This is a genomic window from Kitasatospora sp. NPDC085464, assembly GCF_044541955.1.
Taxonomy (GTDB): domain Bacteria; phylum Actinomycetota; class Actinomycetes; order Streptomycetales; family Streptomycetaceae; genus Kitasatospora.
The window spans coordinates 13,712-40,318 of the sequence record NZ_JBITTM010000071.1; the positions used below are offsets into that span (position 1 = coordinate 13,712).

Annotated in this window: 23 protein-coding genes; 11 read left to right on the plus strand and 12 right to left on the minus strand. The window is 74.1% G+C overall.

The annotated features are described in order from the left end of the window. Nucleotides 1–30: 30 nt before the first annotated feature. Nucleotides 31–1,395, plus strand: coding sequence for an MFS transporter (locus ACIGG8_RS39055; RefSeq protein ID WP_396553346.1), 1,365 nt, complete (start codon nt 31–33; stop codon nt 1,393–1,395). A gap of 114 nt (nt 1,396–1,509) precedes the next feature. Here ACIGG8_RS39055 and ACIGG8_RS39060 read toward each other — a convergent pair whose 3' ends face one another. Together ACIGG8_RS39060 and ACIGG8_RS39065 are read right to left on the minus strand one after the other, a co-directional pair. Further along, the gene (locus ACIGG8_RS39060) at nt 1,510–1,914 is read right to left on the minus strand and encodes a RidA family protein (protein WP_396553347.1); all 405 of its coding nucleotides are present in this window, start codon (nt 1,912–1,914) and stop codon (nt 1,510–1,512) included. 63 nt (nt 1,915–1,977) lie between these two features. Next, a complete protein-coding gene (locus ACIGG8_RS39065) occupies nt 1,978–2,796 on the minus strand; it encodes an ATP-grasp domain-containing protein (protein WP_396553348.1) in 819 nt (272 codons plus the stop codon). Nucleotides 2,797–3,073: 277 nt separating this feature from the next. Here ACIGG8_RS39065 and ACIGG8_RS39070 point away from each other — a divergent pair, with 277 nt between their 5' ends. Continuing rightward, nucleotides 3,074–3,847: an enoyl-CoA hydratase family protein gene (locus ACIGG8_RS39070; protein WP_396553349.1), complete on the plus strand. Its 774-nt coding sequence runs from the start codon at nt 3,074–3,076 to the stop codon at nt 3,845–3,847. A gap of 203 nt (nt 3,848–4,050) precedes the next feature. On the opposite strand, the gene ACIGG8_RS39075 is transcribed toward ACIGG8_RS39070, so the two are convergent. Next, nucleotides 4,051–4,815, minus strand: a complete 765-nt coding sequence (locus ACIGG8_RS39075; RefSeq protein ID WP_396553350.1) for a maleylpyruvate isomerase family mycothiol-dependent enzyme — start codon at nt 4,813–4,815, stop codon at nt 4,051–4,053. Nucleotides 4,816–5,041: 226 nt separating this feature from the next. On the opposite strand from ACIGG8_RS39075, the gene ACIGG8_RS39080 reads away from it, so the two are divergent. Next, nucleotides 5,042–5,797, plus strand: coding sequence for an acyltransferase (locus ACIGG8_RS39080; protein WP_396553351.1), 756 nt, complete (start codon nt 5,042–5,044; stop codon nt 5,795–5,797). A 106-nt stretch (nt 5,798–5,903) separates the two neighbouring features. Continuing rightward, nucleotides 5,904–6,266, plus strand: coding sequence for a peptidoglycan-binding protein (locus tag ACIGG8_RS39085; protein WP_396553352.1), 363 nt, complete (start codon nt 5,904–5,906; stop codon nt 6,264–6,266). Nucleotides 6,267–6,438: 172 nt separating this feature from the next. On the opposite strand, the gene ACIGG8_RS39090 is transcribed toward ACIGG8_RS39085, so the two are convergent. Then, complete coding sequence (locus ACIGG8_RS39090; protein WP_396553353.1) at nt 6,439–7,878, minus strand: PucR family transcriptional regulator; 1,440 nt, start codon at nt 7,876–7,878, stop codon at nt 6,439–6,441. Nucleotides 7,879–8,099: 221 nt separating this feature from the next. On the opposite strand from ACIGG8_RS39090, the gene ACIGG8_RS39095 reads away from it, so the two are divergent. Further along, entirely contained in the window at nt 8,100–9,011 is a 912-nt protein-coding gene (locus ACIGG8_RS39095) for an esterase/lipase family protein (protein WP_396553366.1), read from the plus strand. Nucleotides 9,012–9,184: 173 nt separating this feature from the next. Here ACIGG8_RS39095 and ACIGG8_RS39100 read toward each other — a convergent pair whose 3' ends face one another. Both ACIGG8_RS39100 and ACIGG8_RS39105 read right to left on the minus strand, forming a co-directional pair. Continuing rightward, nucleotides 9,185–9,757: a HutD family protein gene (locus ACIGG8_RS39100; RefSeq protein WP_396553354.1), complete on the minus strand. Its 573-nt coding sequence runs from the start codon at nt 9,755–9,757 to the stop codon at nt 9,185–9,187. Nucleotides 9,758–10,046: 289 nt separating this feature from the next. Continuing rightward, entirely contained in the window at nt 10,047–11,372 is a 1,326-nt protein-coding gene (locus ACIGG8_RS39105) for an MFS transporter (protein ID WP_396553355.1), read from the minus strand. Between the two features lie 176 nt (nt 11,373–11,548). Here ACIGG8_RS39105 and ACIGG8_RS39110 point away from each other — a divergent pair, with 176 nt between their 5' ends. Both ACIGG8_RS39110 and ACIGG8_RS39115 read left to right on the plus strand, forming a co-directional pair. Next, nucleotides 11,549–12,733: an ROK family protein gene (locus ACIGG8_RS39110; RefSeq protein ID WP_350526201.1), complete on the plus strand. Its 1,185-nt coding sequence runs from the start codon at nt 11,549–11,551 to the stop codon at nt 12,731–12,733. A gap of 149 nt (nt 12,734–12,882) precedes the next feature. Then, nucleotides 12,883–14,001: a PLP-dependent cysteine synthase family protein gene (locus tag ACIGG8_RS39115; RefSeq protein ID WP_396553356.1), complete on the plus strand. Its 1,119-nt coding sequence runs from the start codon at nt 12,883–12,885 to the stop codon at nt 13,999–14,001. 279 nt (nt 14,002–14,280) lie between these two features. On the opposite strand, the gene ACIGG8_RS39120 is transcribed toward ACIGG8_RS39115, so the two are convergent. The 4 genes from ACIGG8_RS39120 to mscL form a co-directional block, all read right to left on the minus strand. Further along, entirely contained in the window at nt 14,281–16,824 is a 2,544-nt protein-coding gene (locus tag ACIGG8_RS39120; RefSeq protein WP_396553357.1) for a right-handed parallel beta-helix repeat-containing protein, read from the minus strand. 436 nt (nt 16,825–17,260) lie between these two features. Next, entirely contained in the window at nt 17,261–18,136 is an 876-nt protein-coding gene (locus tag ACIGG8_RS39125) for an MOSC domain-containing protein (RefSeq protein WP_396553358.1), read from the minus strand. Nucleotides 18,137–18,336: 200 nt separating this feature from the next. Continuing rightward, nucleotides 18,337–19,122 (minus strand): DUF6643 family protein, encoded by a 786-nt coding sequence (locus ACIGG8_RS39130; RefSeq protein WP_396553359.1) that lies wholly within the window; start codon nt 19,120–19,122, stop codon nt 18,337–18,339. Between the two features lie 439 nt (nt 19,123–19,561). Next, nucleotides 19,562–20,008: a large conductance mechanosensitive channel protein MscL gene (gene mscL / locus ACIGG8_RS39135; protein ID WP_396553360.1), complete on the minus strand. Its 447-nt coding sequence runs from the start codon at nt 20,006–20,008 to the stop codon at nt 19,562–19,564. A 489-nt stretch (nt 20,009–20,497) separates the two neighbouring features. Here mscL and ACIGG8_RS39140 point away from each other — a divergent pair, with 489 nt between their 5' ends. The 3 genes from ACIGG8_RS39140 (at nt 20,498) to ACIGG8_RS39150 (ending at nt 23,564) form a co-directional block, all read left to right on the plus strand. Then, the gene (locus ACIGG8_RS39140; RefSeq protein WP_396553361.1) at nt 20,498–21,661 is read left to right on the plus strand and encodes a glycosyltransferase; all 1,164 of its coding nucleotides are present in this window, start codon (nt 20,498–20,500) and stop codon (nt 21,659–21,661) included. Between the two features lie 225 nt (nt 21,662–21,886). Next, nucleotides 21,887–22,558 (plus strand): thiol:disulfide interchange protein DsbA/DsbL, encoded by a 672-nt coding sequence (locus tag ACIGG8_RS39145; RefSeq protein WP_396553362.1) that lies wholly within the window; start codon nt 21,887–21,889, stop codon nt 22,556–22,558. A gap of 130 nt (nt 22,559–22,688) precedes the next feature. After that, on the plus strand, nt 22,689–23,564 hold the full coding sequence (locus tag ACIGG8_RS39150; RefSeq protein WP_350526193.1) for an alpha/beta hydrolase: 876 nt from the start codon (nt 22,689–22,691) through the stop codon (nt 23,562–23,564). A 74-nt stretch (nt 23,565–23,638) separates the two neighbouring features. On the opposite strand, the gene ACIGG8_RS39155 is transcribed toward ACIGG8_RS39150, so the two are convergent. After that, nucleotides 23,639–24,385 (minus strand): SAM-dependent methyltransferase, encoded by a 747-nt coding sequence (locus ACIGG8_RS39155; protein ID WP_396553363.1) that lies wholly within the window; start codon nt 24,383–24,385, stop codon nt 23,639–23,641. Nucleotides 24,386–24,472: 87 nt separating this feature from the next. Continuing rightward, nucleotides 24,473–25,621: a glycosyltransferase gene (locus tag ACIGG8_RS39160; protein WP_396553364.1), complete on the minus strand. Its 1,149-nt coding sequence runs from the start codon at nt 25,619–25,621 to the stop codon at nt 24,473–24,475. Nucleotides 25,622–25,678: 57 nt separating this feature from the next. On the opposite strand from ACIGG8_RS39160, the gene ACIGG8_RS39165 reads away from it, so the two are divergent. Beyond that, the gene (locus tag ACIGG8_RS39165; protein WP_396553365.1) at nt 25,679–26,449 is read left to right on the plus strand and encodes a glutamate racemase; all 771 of its coding nucleotides are present in this window, start codon (nt 25,679–25,681) and stop codon (nt 26,447–26,449) included. The last annotated feature ends 158 nt before the right edge of the window (nt 26,450–26,607 follow it).

Below are 26,607 nucleotides of genomic sequence, written 5' to 3' on the forward strand. Positions count from 1 at the left end.
CCTGCGGAGGCCGTGAGCCATTCGGAGGCCGTGAATCCTGACGCCACGTCGGACCCCGGCCGGAGCGGAGTCGCCACCGCTCTGCGAGGGCGCCTCCACCCCGACCCGACGGTCCGTCGGCTGGCCGGAATCACCCTGGTCAACACGATGGGCAACGGCCTCTCACTGTCCGTTGCGGTGCTGTTCTTCACCCGGGTGCTCGGCCTGAGCGCCGCCCAGTTGGGCCTGGGGATGACGGCCGCCGGCCTGTGCGGGGTCGCCGCGAGCGTGCCGGCCGGCCGGGCCGCCGACCGTTGGGGCGCCCGGCGGGTGCTGGTGGTGCTGGTGTCGGTGCAGGCGGTCGGCACCGCCGGGTATGCGCTGGTGCACAGTTACCCGGCCTTCGTGGCGCTCGCCTGCCTGGTCTCCGGCGTGGACCGGGGCTCCGCCGCCGTGCGTAACGCGCTCTACGCCGAGGTGCTGCCCGCCGACCGCAGGGTGGCGGGGCGGGCCCACCTGCGGGTGGTGACCAACATCGGGATCTGCCTGGGGACGGGCCTCGGCGCGATCGCGCTCCAGGCTGACAGCCGGCCGGTCTACCTGACGGCGATCCTGGCCGATGCCGTCTCCTTCGTGGCCGTCGCCGTGCTGTTCCACTGCCTCGTCGTACCGCCGCGCCCGTGGGCGACGGGAACGTCCGTGCCCGGAACAGTGCCCGGAACGCCGGCCTCCGAGCCGTCGGGGAACACCGGCGTCCCGAACACGTCGGATCCCTCGGACAAGGGCGTCAAGCAGGGTCGACGGCGCAACCCCGCTCTGCGGGACGGTCCGTTCGTGGCCGTGACGGTGCTGAACGCCCTGCTCTGCCTGCAGTTCGCCGTTCTGGAGGTCGGTGTGCCGCTCTGGGTCGTCCAGGAGACCGCTGCGCCGCGGATCACCGTCGCGGGCACCCTGATCGTCAACACGTTGCTGGTGATCACCCTGCAGGTGCGGGCCACCCGGGGAACCGAGGAACGCGCGGGGGCCGCCCGGGCCTGCGGGCGCGCGGGTGTGGTGCTTGCCGCGTCCTGCCTGGTCATCTCGCTGGCGCACGGCCTGCCCGCGCTCGCCGCGGCCGCGGTGGTGCTCGGCGGGGTCGCGCTGCAGTCGCTGGGCGAGGTGAGCGCCCAGGCGGGCGCCTGGGCGCTCAGCTACGACCTCGCGGGCGAGCGCGACCACGGCGCCTACCAGGGCGTGTTCAACGCGGGGACGGCGGCCGCGCTGATGGCCGGTCCGGCACTGGTCAGCACCTTGGTGATCGGGTACGGCGCGGTCGGCTGGGTCGCTCTGGGCGCGGTGCTGGCGGCCGCCGGCCTGGCGATGCGTCCCGCCGTGCGGTGGGCCGGGCGGCGGGACGCGATCCGCACGGCGTCGTGAGTCCGGGGGTGTGATGAGTCCGGGGCTGTGTGTTCGGGCGGCGCGGCGCGGCGCGGCGCGGCGCGGGACGAGGCCGCGGCGCGGGGCCGGGTGGCCCCGGCCGGCTCCGGCCGACTACTCGGGGAGGACCGCCAGGGCCTCGATCTCGATCAGCACGTCGGGCCTGAACAGGGCCACCACCTGCATCGCGGACGCGGCGGGCAGGGGCAGGGCGCCCAGGTACTCGTCGCGGGCCTCGCGGATGTCCGCGAGGTAGGCGATGTCGGTCATGAAGAAGGTGAACTTCACGACGTGCTCGAACCCGGCCCCGGCGGCGGCCAGGCAGCGGCGCAGGTTCTCGAAGACCTGCCGCGCCTGGGCCTTCGGATCGCCCTCGCCGACCAGGTTCCGCTGCTCGTCGAAGGCGACCTGGCCGGACACCTGGACCAGTCGGCCGGTGCCGGTGACGACCTGGGTGTAGCCGGTGCCGGGTGCGACACCGGGAGGCTCGGCGATGTGGGTGAGGTGAGAGGTGGTCATGCCGCGGATCCTGACGGTGATCCGCTGCCGTCGCAAGTTCCGGCTCCGGTCGGCCGACCGGCCTCAGCGCACCACCTCGGGCAGCTCGCGCAGGAACGGGCGGTCGGTGGCGGGGAGTTGGGCGGCCGGCCCGCCCGAGCGCAACACCACGTCGAGGACGGCGTCCGGATCGGCGGCGTAACCACCGCTGGCCCAGGCCGCATTGGCCTCCACTACCGCCCAACGTCCCTTCTCCGTACGCCCGATGTCCACCACGGAGGCGCTCGGCAGCGGCGCCCCTGCCGCCGAGGCCGCCAGGACGTCCCGGGTGAACGCGAGCACCTCGGCGGCCTCCCCGTCGGGTGCTCCCGCGGACTCCAACGGCGCGACGGACAGCTCGCCGTCCACCGCGTACCGCGAGCCGGCCCGCGCCTCGCCGTCCAGGACGAACAGCCGGTACTCCGTGACGAACCGCACCACCTCGCTCACCAGCACCGGCGTGTCGGCGTCCAGCACCTCGGGCCCCGGCAGGGCACCGCCGTCGGGGTAGACCCGGGCGGCGAACAGCTTGTCCGCCGGCGGCTTGACGAACACCGGGCGCCGCAGCCGACGCGCCTCGGCCAGCGTGGTGGCGGTGACCCGGCGCCCGGTCAGGGCGAGCGGCAGGCGGGTCAGCCAGTCGGCGGCCGGCTCCAGCAGGCCGAGGCCGAGCTCCCGTCCGACGGCGTCACCGAACAGCGGCCCGCCGTACACGTGGACCCGCGCGTCGAGCAGTTCGCGCGGGGCCTGCCAGGACGTCGCGACGCACGCCCGCAGGCCGCGGCGCCCGGCTGCGGTGCGCAGCTGCAGGCCCGTCTCGTTGATGCGCGGGGCGAGGAGCAGGACGGGGGTGTCGGTGGTCATGGCGACGATGCTGCCGTGGGGGAGGCGGGTGTCACCAGCGGATTTCGGCTCGTGCGCGGCGGGCCGGGCCGGGTGTGGCGGCGGGCCGGCTCCGTGCGCGTCGGCGGGTCGGTCGCGGTCGGGCCGGTGGGTGGTTACGTCGGCGGCTCGGTGGGTGCGGCGGGTTGGCTCTGGCCGAGGGGCGGGTGGGCGTGCCAGAGTCGTCCGGGCGCCGTCCGGGCACCCCGGACCGCGCCCGCAGTCCGACCCACCCTCAGCCGGAAGGCAGACCCCGCCGATGACCAGCGCAGAGCCCCTCGTCCGCGTCAGCACCGCCGACGCCGTCACCACGCTCACCCTCGACTCGCCGCACAACCGCAACGCTCTCTCCACCCGGCTGATGGCCGAGCTGCGCGCCGGGCTGGCGGCGGCCGCGGCCGACCCGGAGGTCCGCGCCGTGGTGCTCGGGCACACCGGCAGGGTGTTCTGCGCGGGTGCGGACCTCTCCGAGGCGACCGGGGCGGACCCGACGGTCGGACCGCGCGGACTGGTCGAGCTGCAGCGGGCGATCGTGGACTGCACCAAGCCGGTGATCGCGGTCATCGACGGGCACGTCCGGGCCGGCGGCCTCGGCCTCGTCGGCGCGGCGGACCTCGCCGTCGCCGGACCGGCCTCGACCTTCGCCTTCACCGAGGTCCGGCTCGGCCTCGCGCCCGCCGTCATCTCGCTGCCGCTGCGCCCCAAGCTGGAGCCGCGTGCCGCGTCCCGCTACTACCTCACCGGCGAGGTCTTCGACGCCGCCGAGGCCGCCCGGATCGGCCTGATCAGCAGCGCCACCGGGTCCGCCGAGGACACCGGCGTCGTGCTGAAGGGCCTGCTGGACGCGCTGCGCCAGGGCTCCCCGCAGGGGCTGGCGGAGTCGAAGCGCCTCGCCAACGCCGATGTGGTGCGCTCCTTCGAGCGTGACGCCGACGAACTGGTCGAGCTGTCGGCGCGGCTGTTCGGTTCGGAGGAGGCGCAGGAGGGCATGCGGGCGTTCCTGGAGAAGCGGCCCGCGCGCTGGGTGCGCTGACCGCTGGGTCCGCTGACTGTCGGGTCCGCTGACCGCTGGGTTCGCCGGCGCGGCGGGTCGGGTTTCGTCGCTGGCGCCGAGGACCGAGGGCCGGGCCCGTCGAGCCCGGCGGTGTCGCGAGCGCGACAGCGGCTGCTCGGGTCGCGCCCGCCCGCTTGCCCGCCCGGTCAGTGGGCGTCACGCCCCGGCGGCCGGCGTCGCGCTCAGCGGACCACCGCTGCCTCCCGCCAGAAGTCGAGCAGGCTCCGGTCGCCCGCCTGCTCGACGTCCGGGGCCTGCTCGGCGGGCAGCCGGTTCCACAGCATCAGGTAGAGGTCGCGGGCGGGGCCGGTGAGGGTCAGGTCGGCCGCGTCGGCGCTCTCGCCGGTGGTGACGGCCGGCGGCTCCTGGGTGATCGTCAGCAGCCAGGAGCCGGGGCCGTCGGTCGTGCGGATCCGGAGGGTGCGCGGCCGGTCGCTGCGCAGCTTGGTCCGGCTGCGGGTCATGAAGCCGCGCACCAGTTCGTCGATGCCGTCCAGGGCGAGCACGGTGTCCACGGCCGGGCCGGGCGCCCCGGCGGCCGCGTCGGCGTCGTGGCGGTGGACGGCGGTCTCGTGCGCCTGGCGCCGGGCCCAGAACGCCAGCGGGCCGGACGCGGGCAGGAAGGTCCAGCAATCGAGGTCGGCCGGGGCTTCGGTGAGCGCGTGCACCAGGGTGGCGTGCCCCTCGCGGTACCAGTCGAGCAGCGCCGCGTCCGACGGCACCGGCCCGACGACGGCCTGCTCGCCCGCGTCGTCCAGCGGCGCCTGCAGCCCCCGGGACGGGAACGCGGTGGCCCAGCGGTGCACATGACCGACGTGCTGCAGCAGGTCGCGCAGTTGCCACTCCGGGCAGGTGGGGACCGGGGCGGACAGGTCCGTACGGGCGGCGGCCTCGGCGAGCCGGATGCCCTCGTGCCGCAGTGCGTCGATGTGCTCGATGATCTCCATGGCACGGAGTCTTCCATCGCGGATCGTCGACGGGCGCGGGATTCGGACATTCCTTCGAGTGGTTGGGGGATTGGGGTCGGGGCCTGCCGCCTGCGGCCCGCAGGTGCGGCGGGCTTCGGTGGGCTCCGGCGGTGGTACGGCGGTGGTGCGGCCGGGGCGGGAGGGGCCGGTGTGATGTTGGCCGCCCGGCGGCCGGGCTTCCGCTACGGGCCGGTAACGTGAGCGCATGCCGATAACCCGTTCCCTCGTCTCCGCCGTCCGGGCAGGTGGCCGCCGTGTCGCCGGACGCCTCGTCCACCGGGGCTGGCGCTGGGTGCAGCGGACCGGGGCGGTCACCAACCAGAGCCCCGGACCGTACCGGTTCGGCGAGCTGGGGGACGGTACGACCCTCGCCTTCCCGCTGGGGGCGGTGTTCAACGAGCAGTGGATCACCCTCGGACCGTTCTCGATCATCGGTGAGCGGGTCACCATCAGCGCCGGTTTCCTGCCCGGCCTCGACCTCGGGCCGGAGCCGATCGTGCGGATCGGCGGCGGCTGCGTGATCGGCCGGGACAGCCATATCGTCGGCCACCAGTCGATCGTGCTCGGCGACGACGTGTGGACCGGGCCCGGCGTCTACATCTCCGACCAGGCGCACGAGTACCGGGCCACCGACCTGCCGATCGGCAAGCAGTGGCCGCGCAACGAGCCGGTGGAGATCGGTGCGGGCAGCTGGATCGGCACCGGTGCGGTGATCCTGCCGGGGGCGCGGATCGGCCGCAACGTGGTGGTCGCGGCGGGTGCGGTGGTGCGCGGCGAGGTGCCCGACCACAGCGTGGTGGCGGGTGCACCGGCCAAGGTCGTCCGTCGCTGGACCGAGGAGGAGGGTTGGCAGCCGCCGCTGCGCCACGAGGCGCCGCAGCCGGTGCCGGAGGGCGTGACGGCGGAGCAGCTGCGCGCCTTGGTCGGCTGGGACCTCAGGTTGCCGGGGCAGCAGGACTGACCATCGTTTTGTCGGTCCTTCAGGTGGATTTTCCGTTCGTCCTGTGGTGCATCGGCTAGTGTGCCGTTCGTTCGATTTTGATCGACCTATGGAACGGGGGACTTCCATGCGCAATCGTCTCGTCGGCGGCCTCGCCACTGCCGCGATCGTGCTGGCGGCCGGGATCGCGACCGCGCCCGCCGCGTCGGCGCAGGCCTCGCAGTACTGCGGCTACACCGGCGCCCAGCCCACCCTGCGGTACAACAGCACCGGTGACGCGGTGAAGCAGCTCCAGTGCGAGCTCAACCACGTCCCGTACTCGTCCGGGAGCGCCCGACTGAGCGAGGACGGGGTCTGGGGCAACGCGACCGACGCGGCCGTCTGGCGGTTCCAGCGGTGCGCAGGCATCGGGCAGGACGGCGTCGTCGGCCCGCAGACCTGGGACAAGCTGAACGGCTGGGTGCTGGCCCACACTTCTCTCGACTGCTGAGCTCGGGCTCTCCGAGGCCCCGGCCTCGCTGATGACCGAGCCTCGCTGATGACCGGGCCTCGCGGACTCTCCGGCCGGACCGCCGGCCGGGGGCTCCGTAGGCACCCGTGCTGTCGCCGTCCGGTGAACGGCGGCGGCGCGGGTGCGGGGCGATGTCCCGAGTCGGTGGGAACTAGCGCATGGGGGCGGCCTGTTCGGCGGTCCGTGCGGCCATGGCGGCGGTGATCCGCAGGACGTCGGCGGGGCGGGCCGGGTCCAGACCGGTCAGCACGGCGATCCGGCGCAGCCGGTAGTCGACGGTGTTCGGGTGCAGGTGCAGCGCGCTGGCGGTGTGCCGGCGGTTGAGGCCCCCGGCCAGGTGGGTGCGCAGGGTGGTGAGCAACTCCCCGCCATCGGCCAGGGGTTCGAGCAGCGCGGCGAGTCGGGCGCGGGCCCGGCTGGGCCGGGTGAGCTGGTACTCCAGCAGGACGTCGTCCAGCAGGTGCAGCCCTGGTGGGCGGCCGAACGCCCGGGCGATGTCGAGGACTTCGTACGCGAGGGCGGCCGCCTCGGGCACGTCGGCGGGTACGGCGGCGGCCGCCCCGGCGAGGATCGGAGCGCCGGCCGCCCGGGCCGCGGCGGTGAGGGCGGTGGCGAGCTGCGGCCAGGGCACGCCGGCGTCGCCGTCGGGTGGCTCCAGCAGTTGCGCCGGGACCTTCGGTGCTCCCGGAACTCCTGCCGCTCCCTTCGCCGTTGCCTGCGCCCTCGGAGTCCACGAGGTCGGAGGCATGGGACTCGCCGGTGACTCCGGTGACGCCGGGGGTCTCGGTGTCGGGTCGAACGGAACGAGGACCAGTCCACCCGACGGCGTGAGCGCGGTGAGCGCCGACTGCCGGGTGCGGTGGTCGAGTTCGGCGACGAGCCGGCGGAGCTTGCGGCGGGCGGCGACGCCGGGGTCGACCTCGGGGGAGTGCTCGTCGGGGTGGTCCGCGACGGACAGGCAGAGCACGGCGTAGCGGGCGGGCAAGCGGAGCCCGGCCCGGGTGGCGGCCTCGTCGGCGGGGGTGCCCGCGAGCAGCGCGGTGAGCAGGGACTGCCGGGCCGTCCACCGCAGGTCGGCGGTCGGGCGGCGTCCGTCCAGGTAGCCCGCGCCGGCGGTGGTGGTGGCTTGGCGGAGCTGGTCGAGCAGCAGCCGGTTGAGGACCAGCAGCTCGGCGGCGTCGCCCTCCCGGGCGTGCCGGGTGACGAACTCCCAGCACACCTCCAGCCCGAGGTGGTGGGCGAGCAGGACGGCGTCCAGCGGCAGGCCCTCCTCGGCCCGCCGGGCGGCGGCTTCCCGGACGGCGGCGAACTCCTCGGCGGGGGCGGGAAGTCCGGTGCGCACGGTGTGGGCGAGGGTGCGGATCCGGTGCTCGGTGTCCCGGGTGAGTTCGCCGGTGATCTGTTCGCGGGGAAGGCGGCGGTAGACCGGCACGCGGTCCAGCAGGGCGTCGACCACGGAGCGCGCCAACTCGTGGACGCCGCAGAGGAGCCGTTGGTCGGCCGGGAGGCCGCCGATCACCGGGATGCGCCAACCCGGTTCCTGCGCCGAGGTGTTCGGTGGGGTGCAGTGGGGTGCGTTGTGACCGGTCACAGAGAACACCGTCCAGGTCTGGGGAACGCCCAAGGGCCGGGCCGGAGGGGCGACCGCATGATGGAGCCCTCGGGTTACCTGTTGGTAACAAACTTCCGCTGTGGAGGCAACAGTTGAGAACCCCACTTCTCCGCTTCTCCGCAAGTCCCTCGCGGCGCGGGCTCGGTGGCGCGTTCGGCGCGGCCCTGCTGGCGGGTGCGCTGCTGGTGGGCGCGACCGCCGTGCCCGCGAGCGCGGCTCCGGCGCTCGCCGCTCCGGCCGCTGCCGCCGCCACCGGTGACGCCGCCGCTACCGCCAATCCCGGTGACGCCGCCTCGTCGGCCGCTGCCGCCGAACTGCCGCCCGACGGCGACACGGTGGCCTCGCCGCCCGGCGCCAACGACTGGACGTGCCGGCCGACCGCCGCCCACCCCAACCCGGTCGTCCTGGTGCACGGCACCTTCGCCAACCGCTACGAGAACTGGCTGGCGCTCTCCCCGCTGCTGAAGAGCCTCGGGTACTGCGTCTTCGCCCTCGACTACGGGACCATCCCCGGCATCACCTCGACCGGCAGCGGCCTGCTGCTGCCGATCGGCGGCCTCCGTGCGGTGCCCGACTCGGCGGCCCAACTCGCCCGCTTCGTGGACCTGGTGCGCAACGCGTCGGGCGCGGCCAAGGTCGACATCGTCGGCCACTCGCAGGGAGGCATGCTGCCGAACTACTACCTGAAGTTCCTCGGCGGCGCCTCGAAGGTCGACAAGCTGGTCGGGCTCGCGCCGTCCAATCACGGCACCACGCTCGACGGGATCGTCAACCTCGCGCCGTACTTCCCGGACGTCGCGAACCTGATCTACACGGTCTGCCAGGCCTGCCGGGACCAAGCGGTCGGCTCCGACTTCAACAGGACGATGGCGTCCCGGCCGGACACCGTGCCGGGGGTGAGCTACACGGTGATCTCGACGGTGTACGACGAGGTCGTCACCCCGTGGCGGACCCAGTTCCTGAACGGTGCGAACGTCGACAACGTGGTGCTGCAGAACCACTGCCCGGTCTCGCTCGTGGAACACGTCGCGATCGCGTTCTCGCCGACGGCGCTGCACCTGGTGACCAACGCCCTGGACCCCGCGCACGCCACGCCGGTGCTCTGCGGCTGAGCCGGCTCGCTCGGTTGACCGGGTTGACCGGGTTGACCGGGTTGGCCCCGTTGCTCGGTCGCTCGGTTGACCGGGCTGCTCGGGCTGGCAGGCTGAACGGGCGACGGCGCTCCCGCCTCCGTGATCCGGGGGCGGGAGCGCCGTCCTTCGTCGGTACGTGCTGAGGCCGGCTGTCAGCGGGCCGGACGGAAGGCGACGACGGCGGTGACGCCGTCCGGGCGCAGCTCGTGCGTGCCCGGTGCGTCCAGCAGGACGGCGTCGTAGCGGGCGAGTTCGGCGCCGCTGACGAGGGCCGTGCCCGCGAGGCAGACGAGGAGGACGGTTCCTCCGGCCGGGACTTCGACCGTGACGGGCGCGGTGGCCAGGTCCACGGCGGCCTCGACCCGCCCGCGACGTGTCATCACGTTGAAGTCCACCACCGGGCCGGACAGCAGGCGGCAGTCGGTGGCGGCATCACCGGAGAACGGGAACGGCCGGTACGGGGTGTCCACCAGCTGCTCGACACCGTCGACGGTGAGCGCCATGCCGGCACCCTCGACCAGGGTGATCACGCGGTCGATGCCGGGGAACGGGGAGAACGGTCCCGCCGAGGCGACGTCGGCCAGGCTGACCCGCCAGTCGAAGCGGTCCAGCCCCGCCCCGACCGGGAAACCGGCGACCTCCCTGGTCACCCCGCCCCCGTTGAGCCACGCCGTTGCCGGGCGCTCGCCGGCCCGCAGTACCTGGAAGCGTTCGCTGGTCGTCATGGCCCCGCATCCTGCCATTGCTCGGGCGGTTCCGTCAGCTGGGGGAGGGCCGAGCGGACGAGGGGTGCGGAGGTGAACAGGTGACGGAGAACGGATGACAGCCGACAGGCGACAGGCGACAGCCGACAACAGACAGATGACAGCTGACAGATGTTGAAATCTGTCAGCTGTTCTTTGTCATCTGTCGTCGCCTGTCGCCTGTCGCCTGTCGCCTGTCGCCCGTTGCCTGTCGCCAGATGCCCGCTGCCTGCAGTCCGACGCCCGTCACCTGCTGCCCGTCGCCCGCCGGCTACCGGAACCGCCGTCCGACTGAGAGCGGCAGCAGCGCCGCGGCCGTCGCCGCGACCGCGACCGTGGTGAGGGCCAGTGGCAGTCCGGCCGCGTCGGCCAGGAAGCCGATCACCATCGGGCCGATCAGCATCCCGCCGTAACCGAGCGACGAGGCGAGCGCGACGCCCTGCGGGCCGCCCGCCTCGCCGGCCCGGGCGATGGCGAGCGGGAAGAGGTTGGCGAGGCCGAGCCCGACCAGGACGAATCCGCAGATCGCCACCGGCGCCACCGGGGCGAGGGCCGCGACCAGCATCCCCGCCGCGGCCGTCAGCCCGCCGAGCAGCATCAGTCGGGTCTGGCCGAGCCTGATCGACAGCCAGGTCCCGCCGACCCGCCCGCTCGCCATCGCGAACGCGTACGCGCCGTAGCCGGTCGCCGCCACTGCGGAACTCGCGTGGACGTCGTCGGTGAGGTGCAGGGTGGTCCAGTCGGCGATCGCGCCCTCGCCGTACGCGGTGCACAGCGCGGTGACGCCGAGCAGCAGCACCAGCAGTCGGGTGGCCTTACGGCCCGCGCCGGCACCCGCGCCGCCTTCGCCGGCCGGGACTGCGCCGCCCGTGTCGCTGTCGCCGCCCGCGCCGGCCGTCGGACCGCCGCCCGCCCGTCCGGCCGCACGGCGGGGTGCCGGGGTGGGCGCGACCGGCGCCGCCGCCGGGCTGCGCATCAGCACGACGCCCGCACCGACCGTGACGGCCATGCCGAGCAGTCCGCTGAGCGCGAGTGCCCACGCGGTGCTCAGTGGCCCGGCGAGCAGTCCGCTGACGCCCGTACCGAGCAGTCCGCCGAAGCTGTACCCGGCGTGGAAGCTGGGCATGACCGGCCGCCGCAGCTGCGCCACCAGGTCGACGGCGGCGCTGTTCATCGCGACGTTGGCCCCGCCGTACCCCGCGCCGAACAGCAGGAGCGCAGCGCCGAGCGCGGCCACCGAGTGGGCGTGCGCGGGCAGCAGGACGGCGAGGCTGAGCAGGGCGAGCGATCCGACGGTCACCGGCCGCGAGCCGTACCGCAGGCAGAGCCGGCCGACCATCGGCATGGTGAGGACGGCCCCGATCGACAGGCACAGCAGGGCGAGTCCGAGGGCGCTGTGCGAGGCACTGACCTGCCTGCGGACATCCGGGATGCGCACGACCCAGGCGGCGAAGAGGAAGCCGTCGACGGCGAAGAACGCGGTGAGCGCGATGCGGGCGGGGCTCCAGGGGCTGTCGGCCACCGGGGGTGTGCTGCGAGACTGGGAGGGCAGGTGGTCCGCTGCGGGACGGGCGTGGATTTTGTTTCGAAGCGGCACAAAGTCACAATAGGGGCGTGCAGCTCTCACCTTCAAGTCCGAAGTCGTCGAGCCCGAGGCCGTCGAGCCCGAAGTCGTCGAGCCCGAAGTCGTCGAGCCCGAGGCCCGGCGCGGGGACCGACTCCGACGCGCAGCGCGACGGCCACCGCCGCGCGGCCCCCGACCGCGGTCGGACGCTGCTCGGCCCCGCCCTCTCGCTGATCCACACCGGCCAGACGCCGACCCGCTCGGCACTGACCCGCGCGCTGGACGTCACCCGGGCGACGGCCGGTGCCGTCACCGCAGAGCTGGAGGCACTCGGCCTGATCACCGTCGATTCGCGCCCGGCCGGGGGCGGCCGCGGTCGGCCCTCGCACCGGCTCGCGATCGACCCGCAGGGCCCGGTCGTGATCGCCGGGCAGATCCACGCCGACGGCCTGAGCGTCACCCTGGCCGGCCTCGGCGGGCTGCTCGACGCGCCCGTCCACCTGCCGCTGCCCGCCGCCACCGACCCGGTCCGGATGCTGCGCGCCGTCGCCGAGGCGGGTGCCGAACTCGCCCGCGCGACCGACCGGCGCTGCCTGGGCGCCGCGCTGGCGCTGCCCAACCCGGTCACCGAGCCGGACGGCACCGCGCTCGCCGCGCTGCACTTCGCCTGGCCCAGCGGCACCCCGGTCGCCGACCTGTACGACGTCGAGGTCGGCCGCGCCGACCACGGCCCGAACGCGCTGCGCCCGCTGCCCACCGCGATCGCCAACGACGCCAACCTCGCCGCGCTCGCCGAGTACCGGCACGGCGCCGGCCGCGGCGCCCGCCACCTGCTGTTCGTCACCTCCGGCCACCGCGGCGTCGGCGGGGCGCTGGTGATCGACGGCCACCTGCACACCGGCAGCGCCGGGCTCGCCCTGGAGGTCGGTCACCTCACCGTCGACCCGCAGGGTCGGCCCTGCATGTGCGGCAACCGCGGCTGCCTCAACGCGGAGACCGACCCCGACGCGCTGTTCGCCGCCGCCGGCCTCAGCCCGGAGCCGGGGCGCCCGCTGCTCGACCAGGCGCGCGAGCTGTGCCGGGCGGCCGCCACCGACGACCGGGCGCGCGCGGCGGTCGAGCACGTCATCGACCGTCTCGGGCTCGGGCTGGCAGGTGTCGCCAACATCCTCAACCCCGACCGGGTGGTCCTCAGCGGCCTGCACCTCGACCTGCTGGAGGCCGCGCCCGAGCGGCTGCGCGCGGTGGTCGCCGAGCGCAGCCTGTGGGGGCGCAGCGGACGGGTGCCCATCGTCGGCGCGGAGCTGACGCACGGCGCACTCGCCGGCGCGGCCGAGCTGGGCTGGGGGCCGTACCTGGCGGATCCGCAGTCGGTGCCCGTCCGGGTCGGCTGAGCCCTCGGGTCCGACGGGTCGTCGAGGCGGTGTGGTGAGGCAGTGTGGTGTGCAATAAGCGGAAGCTGGATCTTCGGAAACGGTCACTTATCGTGACACTCATACACTCGTAGTGAGCAGTGGGGGGCCATCGCGAGGGAGAAGTGACCATGAGCACCCAGTCCGGCATCGAGCCGACCGTCGACGTCGATCGCTCCGACCAGGACTACCGTGCCTGGCTCAAGGAGGCGGTGCGCAAGGTCCAGGCCGACGCCAACCGCTCGGCCGACACCCACCTGCTGCGCTTCCCGCTCCCGGACGAGTGGGGGATCGACCTCTACCTCAAGGACGAGTCCACCCACCCGACCGGCTCGCTCAAGCACCGGCTGGCCCGCTCCCTCTTCCTCTACGGGCTCTGCAACGGCTGGATCCGCCCCGGCAAGCCGGTGATCGAGGCCTCCAGCGGCTCCACCGCCGTGTCCGAGGCGTACTTCGCCCAGCTCATCGGTGTGCCGTTCATCGCCGTGATGGCCAAGAGCACCAGCCAGGCCAAGATCGACCTGATCCAGTTCCACGGCGGCGAGTGCCACCTGGTCGAGCGCTCGGACGAGGTGTACGAGGCGTCCGCCCGGCTCGCCGAGGAGACCGGTGGGCACTACATGGACCAGTTCACCTACGCGGAGCGGGCCACCGACTGGCGCGGCAACAACAACATCGCCGAGTCGGTCTTCGCCCAGCTGCGTCTGGAGCCGCACCCCGAGCCCGCCTGGATCGTCGCCACCGCCGGCACCGGCGGCACCTCGGCGACCATCGCCCGCTTCGTGCACTACATGCAGTACGACACCCGGATCTGCGTCGCGGACCCGGAGAACTCCTGCTTCTTCGACGGCTGGGTGCGCCACGACCCGGACGCCGTCTGCGAGAGCGGTTCGCGGATCGAGGGCATCGGGCGGCCCCGGATGGAGCCGAGCTTCGTCCCGGGGGCGATCGACCGGATGATGAAGGTGCCGGACGCCGCGTCGATCGCCGCGGTGCGGGTGTTGGAGCGGGTCCTCGGGAAGAAGGCGGGTGCCTCGACCGGCACGGGACTGTGGAGTGCGCTGCGGATCGTCTCCGAGATGCGCGAGGCCGGGCGGACCGGCAGCGTGGTCGGCCTGATCTGCGACCCGGGGGACCGCTACCTGGACAAGTACTACTCGGACGACTGGCTGGCCGGTGAGCGGATCGACATCGCGCCCTACCAGTACGCGCTGGAGTCCTTCCTCGCCGGTGGCCCCTGGAGGGGCTGACACCGCGGCCGGTCCGACGATCGGGGCGGTTCGGTCGGCCGGCGCCCCGTCGGATCGCTCGCAGGCGGACGCAGAATGACGGATGACAGCTGACAGATTTCAGACTCTGTCAGCTGTCATCCGTCATCTGTTTGCTGTCATCTGTTCGCGGCCGCCCGCAACCCGCCCGCTGCGCCCGTCAGAAGCATGCCCATGGCCGCCTCAACGACCGTGTACAGCAAGCGAGTTCCCGTACGGCTTGCGCTACAGCAACAGCAACAGCAACAGCAACAGCAACAGCTACGGCAGCGGTGCTCCCGGCAGGTCGGCCGGGACGAGCAGCTGGAGCTCCTCCGTGGACGGGTCGGCCAGGTGGGCGACCCGTACCGCGTGCCGCTCGACCATGGTCTCGAAGATCTGCCGAGCAGTGCGCCCGTTGCCGAAGTTGGGTCCGCGCTCCAGTCGTCCGAAGTGCTCCAGCAGGGCCTTCTCCGTTTCGTCGGAGAGGGCGTACTCGTGCTCCGCGCACTGGGCGCGGGCGATCTCCAGCAGCTCGTCCGCGGTGTAGTCGGGGAAGCTGATGGTGCGTGAGAAGCGCGACGAGACACCGGGGTTGGCGGAGAGGAAGCGCTCCATCTCGGCGGTGTAGCCCGCCACGATGACGACGACCTCGTCCCGGTGGTCCTCCATCAGCTTGACCAGGGTGTCGATCGCCTCGCGTCCGAAGTCCCGCGCGCCGTCCTCGGGGGCCAGGGCGTAGGCCTCGTCGATGAACAGCACACCGCCGCGCGCCCGGTCGAAGGCGGCCGCGGTGCGGATCGCGGTGGAGCCGATGTGCTCGCCGACCAGGTCGACCCGGGCCACCTCGACCAGGTGTCCGCGCTGGAGCACCCCGAGCGATGCGAGGATCTCGCCGTAGAGGCGGGCGACGGTGGTCTTGCCGGTGCCGGGGGCGCCGGTGAAGACCAGGTGCCGGCGCAGGGACGGGGCTTTGAGTCCGGCCTGGCGGCGGCGTCGCCCGACCGAGATCAGGTCGATCAGGGTGCGCACCTCCTGCTTCACCGTGGCCAGCCCGACCAGGGAGTCCAGCTCGGCGAGCGCCTCGTCGGCCGGTCGGCAGTCCGGGATCGGGGCAATGCCCGACGACGAGGCTGATGCCGGGATCAACGCGGGGGTCAACGCCGATGCTGCTGCGGCCAGTTGGGAGGCCCGGGGCGAGGGCACGTCGGTGCCCCCGAACGACGACCCGAGCCCGCCGCCCAGTCCGGGGCCGGAACCGCGCCCGGACCCCAGTCCGGGGCCGCCGCCCAGCCCCGGCCCGCCACCCGGTCCCGGCCCGGACGTGCGCCCGCTGCCCGGCCCCGGTGCCGCCGCGACGTCGTCCGAGGTGCATCCCTCCGTGACCGGCCCCGGCTCGGAGAACTCGAACCCGGCCCGCTCGTTCTGCTCCGCCCGGCACCGGGTGAGCTGCGTCCGACAGCCGTCGATGATGTGGAAGCCGAAGCCCTTGCCGTGCGAGACCCGGCAGTCCTCGAAGGTGCCGCGCCCCTGCGCCGAGACGTACACCCCGGCGTCCGTGCTGGCCCGCACGCTGCAGTCGCGCAGCACCGGGTCGGCGCCCTTGGTGACGATCACGCCGGTGGCCACGTCGGAGATCTCGCAGCCGGTGAGCAGGCCGCCGCTGCCGTGGTCGCGGAACCAGAGGCCGGTGCCCGCCTCCTGTACCCGGCAGCCGGCCAGCGAGACGGTGGCCCCGCCGCTGACCGAGACCGCCGAGCTGCGGATCCGACTGAAGGAGCAGCCTTCGGCGGTCGCGGCGGAGTCGCGGTCCAGGACGAACAGGGCGTCCGGCAGGTCGTGCAGCGAGCAGTCGGTGAGGGTGAGCCGGGCGCCGTCGCTGACCCACAGCGCCGGGTACTCGCCGTTGGAGCCGTGGATCTGGCAGGCCTCGGCGACGGCCTCGGTGCCCTGGTCCCAGACCGACAGCGCACCGCGGCCGAAGTCCCGGACGGTGCTGTGCGCGAGGCTGAGCCGGGAGCGTCCGCGCAGGTCGGCGCCGTTCTCCGGCAGGTCGTGCACCCGGCATCCGGTCAGGACCAGCTCGGCCTCGCCGTCCAGGGTCAGCCCGTTGCCGGTGACCCGGTGGATCTCGCAGTCGACCAGTCGCCCGCCCGCCTGCGCCTCGGCCTGCACGCCGCTGCCACGGATCTCGTAGATCTCACAGCCGGTCAGCTCGGCCGCGCTGCCCGGGTCGGAGAGCAGCACGCCGGCGCCGGAGGCGTGGTGGACGCGGCAACGGTCCAGGGCGGCGGTCGCGCCGCCGAGGACGGCGAGTCCGGCCTGGCCGGCGGCGGCGACCTCGCAGTCCTCGAACGCGGCGGCGGTGCCCTCGCCGCGCAGCCGCAGCCCGAGTCCGCCCGGGTTGGCGACGACGCAGCCGCGCAGGGTGGGCCGGGCGCCGTCGGTGATCTCGATGCCGCTGGCCGAGCGGGTCTCGATCCGGCAGCCGCTGAACGCCGGTGTCGCCTGTGCGCCGGTGACCAGGACGGCGGGGGCGGAGCTGTCGCCGCCCTCCACGACCAGGTCGCGGACGTTCGCGGCGGCGGTGACGGTCAGTGCGACTCCGGAGCGCGGCTCGATCCGTACGGTGCCCGGGCCGTGGGCCGGAACGATCGTCACCGGCTTGTCCAGCAGCACGTTCTCCCGGAAGGTGCCGGGCCGGACGGTCACGGTGTCGCCGGCCTCGGCGGCGGCCAGGGCCTCCGCGAGCGTGTCGTACTCGCCGGCGCGGCGGCGCCAGCGGGATGCGCTGTCCTGGGTGACCCGGACCCTGTGCTCAGCCATGACGGTCTGTCGTCCCCACCTTCGTCGTGCCGGCGTGCAACGGGCCGAACGCGCGGGGGTGCGCGGGCCGTCCGCCCCACCGTAGCGCGCTCGCATGGGTGCTCCGGCCGACCGTTCTTGCGCGGACACCGGTAGAGCCCACCGCCGCCACAGGTTCCGACCACTTGTTTCAACGAGCGCGCACAGCGGTGGTTCCGTGCGGCGGCGGTTCGGCACACCGGCACGTGCACGCAGCGACGATCCGGTGCCGCAGCGGCCGCCCGCGGCAGCTCCACGCGGACTCCCGTCCACGAGACCACGAGACCACGAGACCACGAGACCACGGCGACCCGGGCACCGAGACGGCCGGGGCAGCCGAGGCGACCCGGGCACCGAGACGACCCGGCCGGCCGGGACGGTCAGGACCGTCCGGCCGGCCCCGGGGCGCGGCCCGTGCTCAGCGCTCGTCGGCCGGCCAGTGCGCGCCGTCCTCCAGCACCTCGACCTCGTCGCCCACGCTCAGGGCGCCGAGCACGTCGCCCTCGACGCCGACGGGCCGCTCGGGGATCAGGTTCTGCCCGAAGGCGGCCTTGCGCAGCAGGCGGTGGTGCCGGGCCAGTGTGCGCAGCGGCTCCTTGCCCCGCCGCTCGCCGGTCTCCTGGTCGGTGGTGGTGATGACGCAGCGGCCGCAGGGCTTGACCACCTTGAAGGTGAGCCCGCCGATCCGGATCCGGCGCCAGCCGTCCTCGGCCCAGGGCGCGGAGCCGGTGACGACCACGTTGGGGCGGAAGCGCTCCATCGGCAGGGGCGCGTCCTCCTCGGGGTGCTCGGCGGCGATCAGCTCGTTGAGCCGGTCCAGCGAGGCGGTGGTCGTGAGCAGCAGCGGGAAGCCGTCGGCCATCGAGACGGTGTCGCCGGGCTCGCCGTACTCGGGGTCGACGGGGCGCGCGCGCGGGTCGTCCAGGTGCACCAGGCGGTAGTCGCCGAGGTGTTCGGCGATCCACTGGTGCGCTTCCTTGGCGGCCTCGGCGGCGCGGAAGCGGGTGCCCCAGACCTCGACCTCGGCGAGCGGGTCACCGGCGGCGACGCGGGGGGCGTGGATCTCGATCCGGGAGCCGTCGGGGGCGGTCAGGGTGAGCGAGCCGTCGGGCAGGAGGGCGGGTCGGATCTGTCCGAGGGCGGCGTCCTCACGCTGGCTGACGAAGCGTCCGGTCGGGTCGGCGAGCATCCAGCGGCGGTCTCCGGCCAGGCCCCAGGGATGGACCACGGCGGTGTCCGGGCTCAGGCGGTACATGGACTTGACGGGGTAGACGTGGAGTCCGGTGAGCTGCATTCCCCCATCCTGCCAGCCGCCTTCGTGCTGGTCACAGGCCCCCCGTACGCGCACGGACCGCCCGGACGCCGTGGGGGGCGTTCCGGGCGGTCCGTGGATGACCCGTTTCTCCGTTCGCCCGGCGTTCAGGGGTCGCCGGGTGGTGCTCAGGTGGTGCGGGTGCGGGCCGCGTGGGGGACGGCCCAGGGGGTGTCAGCGGTTCAGTAGCCCTGGCCCTGCGACTGGTAGCCGCCGTTGCCCTGGAACTGGCCGGGGTCGCCGTACGGGCCCGGGCGCTGCGGCTGCATCGGGCGGACCGGCGCAACGGGTGCCATGGCCGGGCGCAGCTGGGCGCCGCCGAAGGACTGGTCGCCGCCCTGGCCCGGGAACCCGGGACCGCCGGCGGTCGGGCCGCCGAAGGACTGCTGGCCGCCGAAGCCCTGCGGGCCACCGGGCTGGCTCTGGCCGAACCCGCCCTGGCCGCCGCCCTGCTGGGCGCCGAAGGACTGCTGGCCGGCCTGGCCACCGATGAAGGTGTTCTGGCCGCCGAAGCTCTGGCCGCCGGTCGGCTGGTAGCCGCCGCTGGCGGTCTGGGTGAAGGCCGGGGTCGCGGGCTGCGGTCGCTGGTACGGCTGGGGGGCGCCGTAGCCGGGGACCGGCGGCTGCTGGGAGGCGTACGCCGGCGCGGGCTGCGCGGGGATGTACGCCGTGGAGGGGCCGGCGGAGGGGCCGCTGCTCGGGCCGGGGCCCAGGGCGAGGCGGGCGGGCGGCAGCGCGGGGAGGTTGCTGCCGGCGCTCTCGTACCCGTTGCCGTACCGGTTCTCGTAGGACTGGCCGAGGCCGGATCCGTAACCGGACGACAGTGCCGGCGGCAGGGCGGCCGGCACGTTGATGGGTGCGATCTGGGGGACGCCGCGCTCAGCCACGAGGCTGTCGTAAATCGGCGTGCCGGAGGAGAAGGACGGAGAGGGGTAGCCGACTCCGTCGTAGGAGCGGGGCGAGGTCATGGGGCATACGGTAAGCCCACAATGCGCCTGCTGAGGAGAGCGGGAGGGGGAGCAGTTCGAGTGTTTACACAGTCTTCGCTCGCACAAAGGTTTCGAAAGTGGGAAGAACGGACAAACCGGAGTCCAGATCCGGACAACCTTGGCACCCCGTCAGTGATCGAACAGCGCCCGGACGGCGCCGCCGGACGGCCTTGCGGTGACCGGCCGGTAGACGGTCGGGGGCCTCGCGGAGAAACTTTTGCGGACGGGGCGTGCGCTGGCGCATTCGAGCCCCCGCCGAGGGGGCGACGGGGGCTCGTGAATGTTTCGGGGATAAAGGCCCCGTGAGCACGCTGATCACCTGGTCCGGGCCGGTCGACCGGTGGCGGGCCGGTGGTCGCGGGCGGATCCGGCGGACGCGCTCCGGTCCGGTCGTCGCGGGTGGGTCCGGGGGCGCGGGTCAGTGCGACTGCAGCGCCTGGGCCTGCGCGGGCAGACCGGGCTTGCCGACCTCCGACGTGCAGAACGAGCAGCGGCTCGCCGCGGCCGGGATCGAGCTCAGGCACTCCGGGCAGTCCACCTTCGCGGCCGGCGCGGGCTTGGCCGATTCGAAGCGCGCCTGCAGCCTGCCGACCGGCACCACCACGGCGAAGTAGATGACGGCGGCGGTCAGCACGAAGCCGATCACGGCGTTGACGAAGAGGCCGTACGGGAACCGGGTGCCGGCCACCTCGAAGGTCTTCTGAGTGAAGTCGCCGACGGCACCGGATGCGACCCCGACCAGCGGGGTGAGGAAGGCGCTGACGAACCCGGTGACGACGGAAGTGAAGGCCGCGCCGATCACGATGCCGACCGCGAGGTCCACCACGTTTCCGCGCAGCAGGAAGCTGCGGAATCCCTTGAACACCGGGCGACTCCAAATCCGTACGGGGAAGGGGCAGATGGGGCAGCACGGCGGCGCCCCGGCCGGACATCCTGCCGAGCGGTCCGGGCCGAGGTCCAACTGCGTTCACCCGATCCGCGTAACGGGGTCCGGGGCCGCTCGGGAGTCGGCGGCGCCTCGGCAGCAGCTCGGCGGTGCCCCAGCGGCGGCTAAGGCGGTGCCCCGGCGGCGACTCGGCGCGGTGGCCCGCCGCCCGCTCGTCGGTGAAGGGCCGGGCGGTGCGAGGGCGCTCCGCCCGGCGACGGCCGAGGGTCCGCGAGCCCGGGGATCGGGACGGCGCGACGGTGGCGAACCGGAGCGCGGCCGGGGGCGAGACGGGGCGCACGGCGGTCGCAACCGGCGCACGACGGCGGCTCTCTGGCGCACATCCGGTGTACACGTGCGGGCGGATGGGCCACCATCAGGTTGCGTGAAGGGGCTGTCCCGGGCGGACCGCTGTGCCAAGGTCAGTCCATGCCCGACCATATGTCGGCCGATCCGGCCGGAACCCGTCCGCGTGTCCTGCACCTGATCAGTGATTCACGCCGCGGCGGCGCCCAGAACTTCGCCCGTGACCTCCACCGGGAACTGGGCCGCCGGGGCCAGTCCTCCGCGCTGTGCGCGCTTGCCCCGCACCCGGCGGTCCACCCGGGTGCTTCGGAGGCCGACCCGGGGGACTGCCCTGGCGCTTCCGGCCTGCGCACCGCCGCCGTCCTCGGCCCCGGCCGGCTGCGTCCGAGCACCCTGCGGGCGCTGCGTTCCGCCTCGCGCGCCGCCGACGTCGTCCTCGCCCACGGCTCCGACACCCTGGCCGCCTGTGCCCTCGCCCTGGCCGGCACCCGCACCCCGTTCGTCTACGTCTCGGTCGGCCACCCCCGCTACTGGACCGCGAACCGGATGCGCCGGGTGCGCGGCGGCGCGCTGATGCACCGCGCCGCCGCCGTCACCACGCTGACCGACGAGGCGCGGGTCGTCCTGGAGGAGCAGTTCGCGCTGCCCGAGGGCAAGGTGCACGTGATTCCCAACTCCCGTGCCGCCGAGAGCTATCCGCCCGCCGACAGCCGGGACGACCGGCGTGCCGCCCGGCACGAGCTGGGCCTGCCGGCCGATGTCCTGCTGGTCGCCTGGATCGGCGCGATAGCGCCCGAGAAGCGGCTCGACCTCGCCCTAGACGTGCTCGACCGCCTCCCCGACGTCCGGCTCGCCGTCGCCGGGGACGGCCCGCTGCTGGAGACGCTGGCCCGCCACCCGGCCGCCGCCCGCGCCCACTTCCTCGGGCCCCTGCCCGATCCGGCCCCGCTCTACCGCGCCGCCGACGCGCTGCTGCTCACCAGCGACAGTGAGGGCGTTCCCGGAGCGCTGATCGAGGCGGCACTGGCCGGTGTGCCCGCCGTCGCCACCGACGTCGGCTGGGTGCGCGAGGTCGTCCGGGACGGCGCCACCGGCGCGCTCGTGGCCCCCGGCGACCCGCTCGCCCTCGCCGAGGCGCTGGGCAAGGTGCTGGCCGTCAACCGGGCGGGCCTCGGCGCGGCGGCCCGGGCGCACGCGCTGGAGCACTTCGAAGTGGGCGCGGTGGTGGACGCCTGGCAGCGGCTGGCGGCCGAGGTGTGGACGGCGGGCGCGGCTCCGGCGGACTGACGCGGGACCGGTCGGTCGGGCCAGGGCGGATCGACCGGCTCGGGACCGACGGACCCGGAACCGGCCGACTCGGGACCGTCGGACCAGGAACCGACCGGCTCCGGACGGGTCGCCCCGGGGGACGGGCCGACGCCCCGGGCCCCGGCTGCGCCGTTCGGGCGAATCCCGGGACGCCGCCGCGCACGGACTCGCCGGTAACGAAACGCGGCCAGCACACTGCCCGGTGTGAACTCGAAGTCGCTGCTGCGGTCCACCGTCCTGTTCGTCGCCGCCGCCGGGATCGCCGCATCCCCCGTCCAGGCCGGCGCTGCGAGCCACCAACTCCCGTCCGAGGGTGCCCGGTTCGCGAGGTCCGACCCCCCGCAGCCGGTGCGCGAGAGCGCCCGGACCGAGGCGGTGGAGTTCTTCTGGTACGACTGCGGCCACTCCCAGGCGCTCGAACAGCCCCTGCAGGCCTGGGCGGAGAAGCACCGGGAGGACGTCTCGCTGAGCCGCGTCCCGGCGATCTGGCCGGGCAGCCCGGAGGAGAACGTGCAGCGCGGCCACGCGCGGCTGTACTACACGCTGGAGCGCCTCGGCCTGGTGGAACGCCTGCAGACCAGCGCGTTCCGCGCCGTTCACAGCGAGCACGTCGACCTCAGCACCGAGGCCGCCTCCACCGACTGGGCCGCCCGCCACGGCGTCGACGCCCAACTCTTCCGCCGGACGTACCGGTCCACCGAGGTGGGGCAGTCGGTCGACGACGCTGCCGCCGCGTTCGTCCGCTACGGCATCAACGAGCTCCCGACGGTCATCGTCCAGGGCGAGTACCGGACTTCGCCGAGCAGGGCCGGCGGTGTCTCGGCGATGCCCGGGGTGCTCGACGAGCTGGTGCAGCAGGAGCAGATGAAGAAGTGAGACTGCGGCTTCGCTGACGACGGATCAGGTGGAGTGCCTGGCCGAGGCTCGACGGCCCGTGGCAACTCCACCACCCCCGACGCCTCCAAAAGCCCTTGTCTAACCATTCAGATGCTGTTTAATGGTTAGCATGAGCGAGCTGACGATCCCGCAGGTCCATCACCGCCACGTCGACGTCGACGGGCTGCGCATCTTCTACCGCGAGACCGGCCCGGCCGACGCCCCCGTCCTCCTGCTGCTGCACGGCTTCCCGTCCGCCTCCCACCAGTACGCCAGGCTGCTCGACGCGCTCGGCACCCGCTACCGCCTGATAGCCCCCGACTATCCGGGCTTCGGCCACAGTGACAGCCCCGCGCCGGACGCCTTCACGTACCGGTTCGACACCCTCGCCGACGTGATCGAAGGCTTCTGCCTCACCCTCGGTCTGGACCGCTTCGCGCTGTACGTCTTCGACTTCGGAGCCCCCGTCGGCCTGCGCCTGGCCACCCGCCACCCGGAGTGGATCACCGGCCTGGTGGTCCAGAACGGCAACGCCTACGAGGAGGGACTCTCCGACCAGGCAAGGGAGTTCATCGCCAACCGGCGCGGCGTCCCGGGCGCCGGGGAGGCCGCGCGGTCGATCCTCACGCTGGAGATCACCCGCAGCCAGTACGAGGGCGGCACCGGGGACCCGAGCCTGGTCGCCCCCGACGGCTGGACCCTCGACCAGCACTTCCTCGACCTGCCCGGCCGCAAGGACATCCAGGTCGAGCTGGCCCTCGACTACTTCTCCAACGTCGAGCTCTACCCCGCCTGGCAGGCCTGGCTGCGCGCCGACCAGCCGCCGACGCTCGTCCTCTGGGGGCGCAACGACCCCTTCTTCACCGAGGCCGGCGCCCGCGCCTACCTGCGCGACCTGCCCGGGGCGGAACTGCACGTGTTCGACACCGGGCACTTCGCGCTGGAGGAGAAGCTGCCCGAAATCGCCCCGCTGATCGACGACTTCCTCGCCCGCACGCAGAAGTAGCAAGTCGCCCGGGGAACTGCGGAAGTCGGCGGCCGGGGAACTTCGGCCGTCGATCCCGGGTGGCTGGGTGGGCGTCAGTCGCGGCGCAGCAGGTAGGTGACGAAGCCGAGCGTCCCCCGGTAGCCGTGCAGCCACTCGGTGCGGTGCCGGTCCGCCGCCTCCCGGGCGGCCGCCGCGTCCGGGTGGTCCGGGTGGTCCAGCGCCCACTCGGCCAGCGCGCCCGTCCACGCGAACTCGTAGTCCTCCCACTCCCGTTCCGTGCTGACGTGCCCGAACACCGGGGTCCAGCCGTCCGCGAGGACCCGGTCGGTGGTCGTCGCCAGGTCCGCGAACTCGTCCCGAGTCGCACCCAGCCCGTCCAGGGCGGCCCGGGACGGCTCGCGCTGCCAGAACCCGTCGCCGACCAGCAACCGGCCACCCGGCGCCAGGAGTTCGCGGGCCGCCGCGAGCGTGGGCAGCAGTCCGCCGAACGCGTGGGTCGAACCGACGCACAGCACCAGGTCGAAGGGCTCCTTCGCGGTGAACTCCCGTGCGTCCAGGTGGTGCAGGCCGATCCGGCGCACCACGCCGAGGGCGGTCGCGGTCTCCCGGGCGCGGGTCAGCGCCCCGGGGTCGAGGTCCACCCCCACGGCCCGCCAGCCCGGGCGCGCGGCCAGCGCCCGGATCAGCCAGGCGCCCTCGCCGCAGCCGAGGTCCAGGGCCCGGCCGTCCTCACGGCCCGCCGTCGCGCGGTCCAGCAGACGGGCCACCGACTCGTCCGCCAGCGGGGCCGCGATCGGGTGGTGGGCATGGGCGAGGCGGGAGATCTGCTGACGGTCCATCCGAGCAGTATGGATCCGATCGGCGTGCCGCGCCGGGGAAATCCCCGCCCGCGGGGGAGGCCGACCGCTCGCGGGCGGGTACGGGGGTCACGCCCGCGAGTAGGTCCGGCCCTTCCAGGCCGCGCCCCGGCCGCGCCAGTGCTGCACCGCCGAGTCGACCGTCATCAGCAGGTACAGCCCCGCCGTGAACGGCAGCAGCAGCACGGCCGGGGCGGGTTGCCCGTAGTACCGGACCATCGGCAGGTACGTGCCCGCCATCAGCGCCCACGCCGTCCCGCCCACCGCCGCCACCGCCGGGTCTCCGGCCACCAGGCCGGCCACCGTCGCCAGCGGCGGCACCAGGTACACCAGCCCCAGCCCCAGCACCGTCCCGACCAGCAGCAGCGGCGAGTGCCTCAGCTGGGCGTACGCGCTGCGCGACACCATCCGCCACAGCTGCTCCAGTCGCGGGTACGGCCGGACGCTGTCCACCTGCTCGGCGAGCCCCAGCCAGATCCGGCCGCCGGTGGACTTCACCGCCCGGGCCAGCGACACGTCGTCGATCACCGCGCCCCGGATCGCCGCCACCCCGCCGGCCCGCTCCAGGGCCTCGCGCCGCACCAGCGAGCAGCCGCCCGCCGCGGCCGCGGTCCGGGAGCCCGGACGGTTGCTCCGGCGGAACGGGTAGAGCTGGGCGAAGAAGTACACGAAGGCCGGCACGATCAGGCGCTCCCAACGGGTCTCCACCCGCAGCCGGGCCATCTGCGACACCAGGTCCAGGTCGTTGGTCCCCGCGGCCGCCACCAGCCCGGCGAGCGAGTCCGGGCCGTGCGCGATGTCCGCATCCGTCAGCAGCAGGTACTCGACGTCCGGGCCGGCCAGCTCCACGCCGTGCCGCAGCGCCCAGAGCTTGCCCGTCCAGCCGGGCGGCAGCGGGGGCGGGGTGGTGACGGTCAGCTCCAGCCCGTCGATCGTCCGCAACGAGGCGGCCAGCGGGCCGGTGCCGTCCGAGCTGTGGTCGTCCACCAGGATCACCCGCGCCTGCCCCGGGTACTTCTGCGCCAGCAGCGTCGGCAGGCTCGCCGGGAGCACCCCCGCCTCGTCCCGGGCCGGCACCACGATCGCCGCCTGCGGCCATCGGACCGGCGGACGGCGCGGCGGCAGTCGCACGTCGGTGCGCCAGAACGAGCCGTGGCAGCACGCCAGCCAGACCCAGACCAGCAGGGAGAACGCGGCGATCCACAGCAGGACGGTCACCCCGGCAGTCTGCCGCAGAACGGGGTCGGGTGGGTGGATCGACTAAAGTCTTGACCCGTGAAGATCGCACTGATGGACTCCGGAATCGGCCTGCTGGCCGCCGCCGCCACCCTGCGGAAGCTGCGCCCGGACGCGGACCTGGTGCTGTCCTCCGACCCGGCCTCGATGCCCTGGGGGCCGCGGACGCCCGAAGAGGTCACCGAGCTGGCCCTCGGCTGCTGCCGGGCCGCCGCCGCGCTCGAACCCGACGCGCTGGTGATCGCCTGCAACACGGCCTCCGTCCACGCGCTCGCCGCCCTCCGCGCCGAGCTGGAGCCCGGACTGCCGGTGATCGGCACCGTCCCCGCCATCAAGCCCGCCGCCGCGCTGGGCGGCCGGGTCGCGATCTGGGCCACCCCGGCAACCACCGGGAGCGACTACCAGCGCGGGCTGATCCGCGACTTCGGCGGGACGGCGGACATCACGGAGGTCGCCTGCCCGGGCCTCGCGGACGCCGTCGAGCACGGCGACGACGACGCCATCACGGCCGCCATCGCCGACGCCGCCGCCCGTACGCCGGTCGGCACCGACGTCCTCGTGCTGGGGTGCACCCACTACGAGCTCGTCGAGGACCGCATCCGCGGCGCCGTCAGCCCGACCGCCTCCCCGGCGCTCACGCTGCTCGGTTCCGCCGACGCCGTCGCCGCCCAGGCCCTCCGGCGCGTCGGCGACCCCACGCGAACGGGGACAGGCACCCTCACCGTGCTCCACGCCGGCGTCCCCGCCATGCTCCCGCCGGCCGCCGCCCTCTACCCGCAGGGCAACGTGCTGGCCACGCTCATCGGCTGATCCCCGCCCCACCGGCCACACCCTCACGGACCTCCCCGCACACCGGGGAGGTCCGCGTCGTCTCCGCCGCCGCACCGGCCCCGATCGCCGCTCGGGATGACGAACACCCCGCGCGCCCACCATGCCGAATCCGGCACTCCGGATTTCCCGCGGGCAAG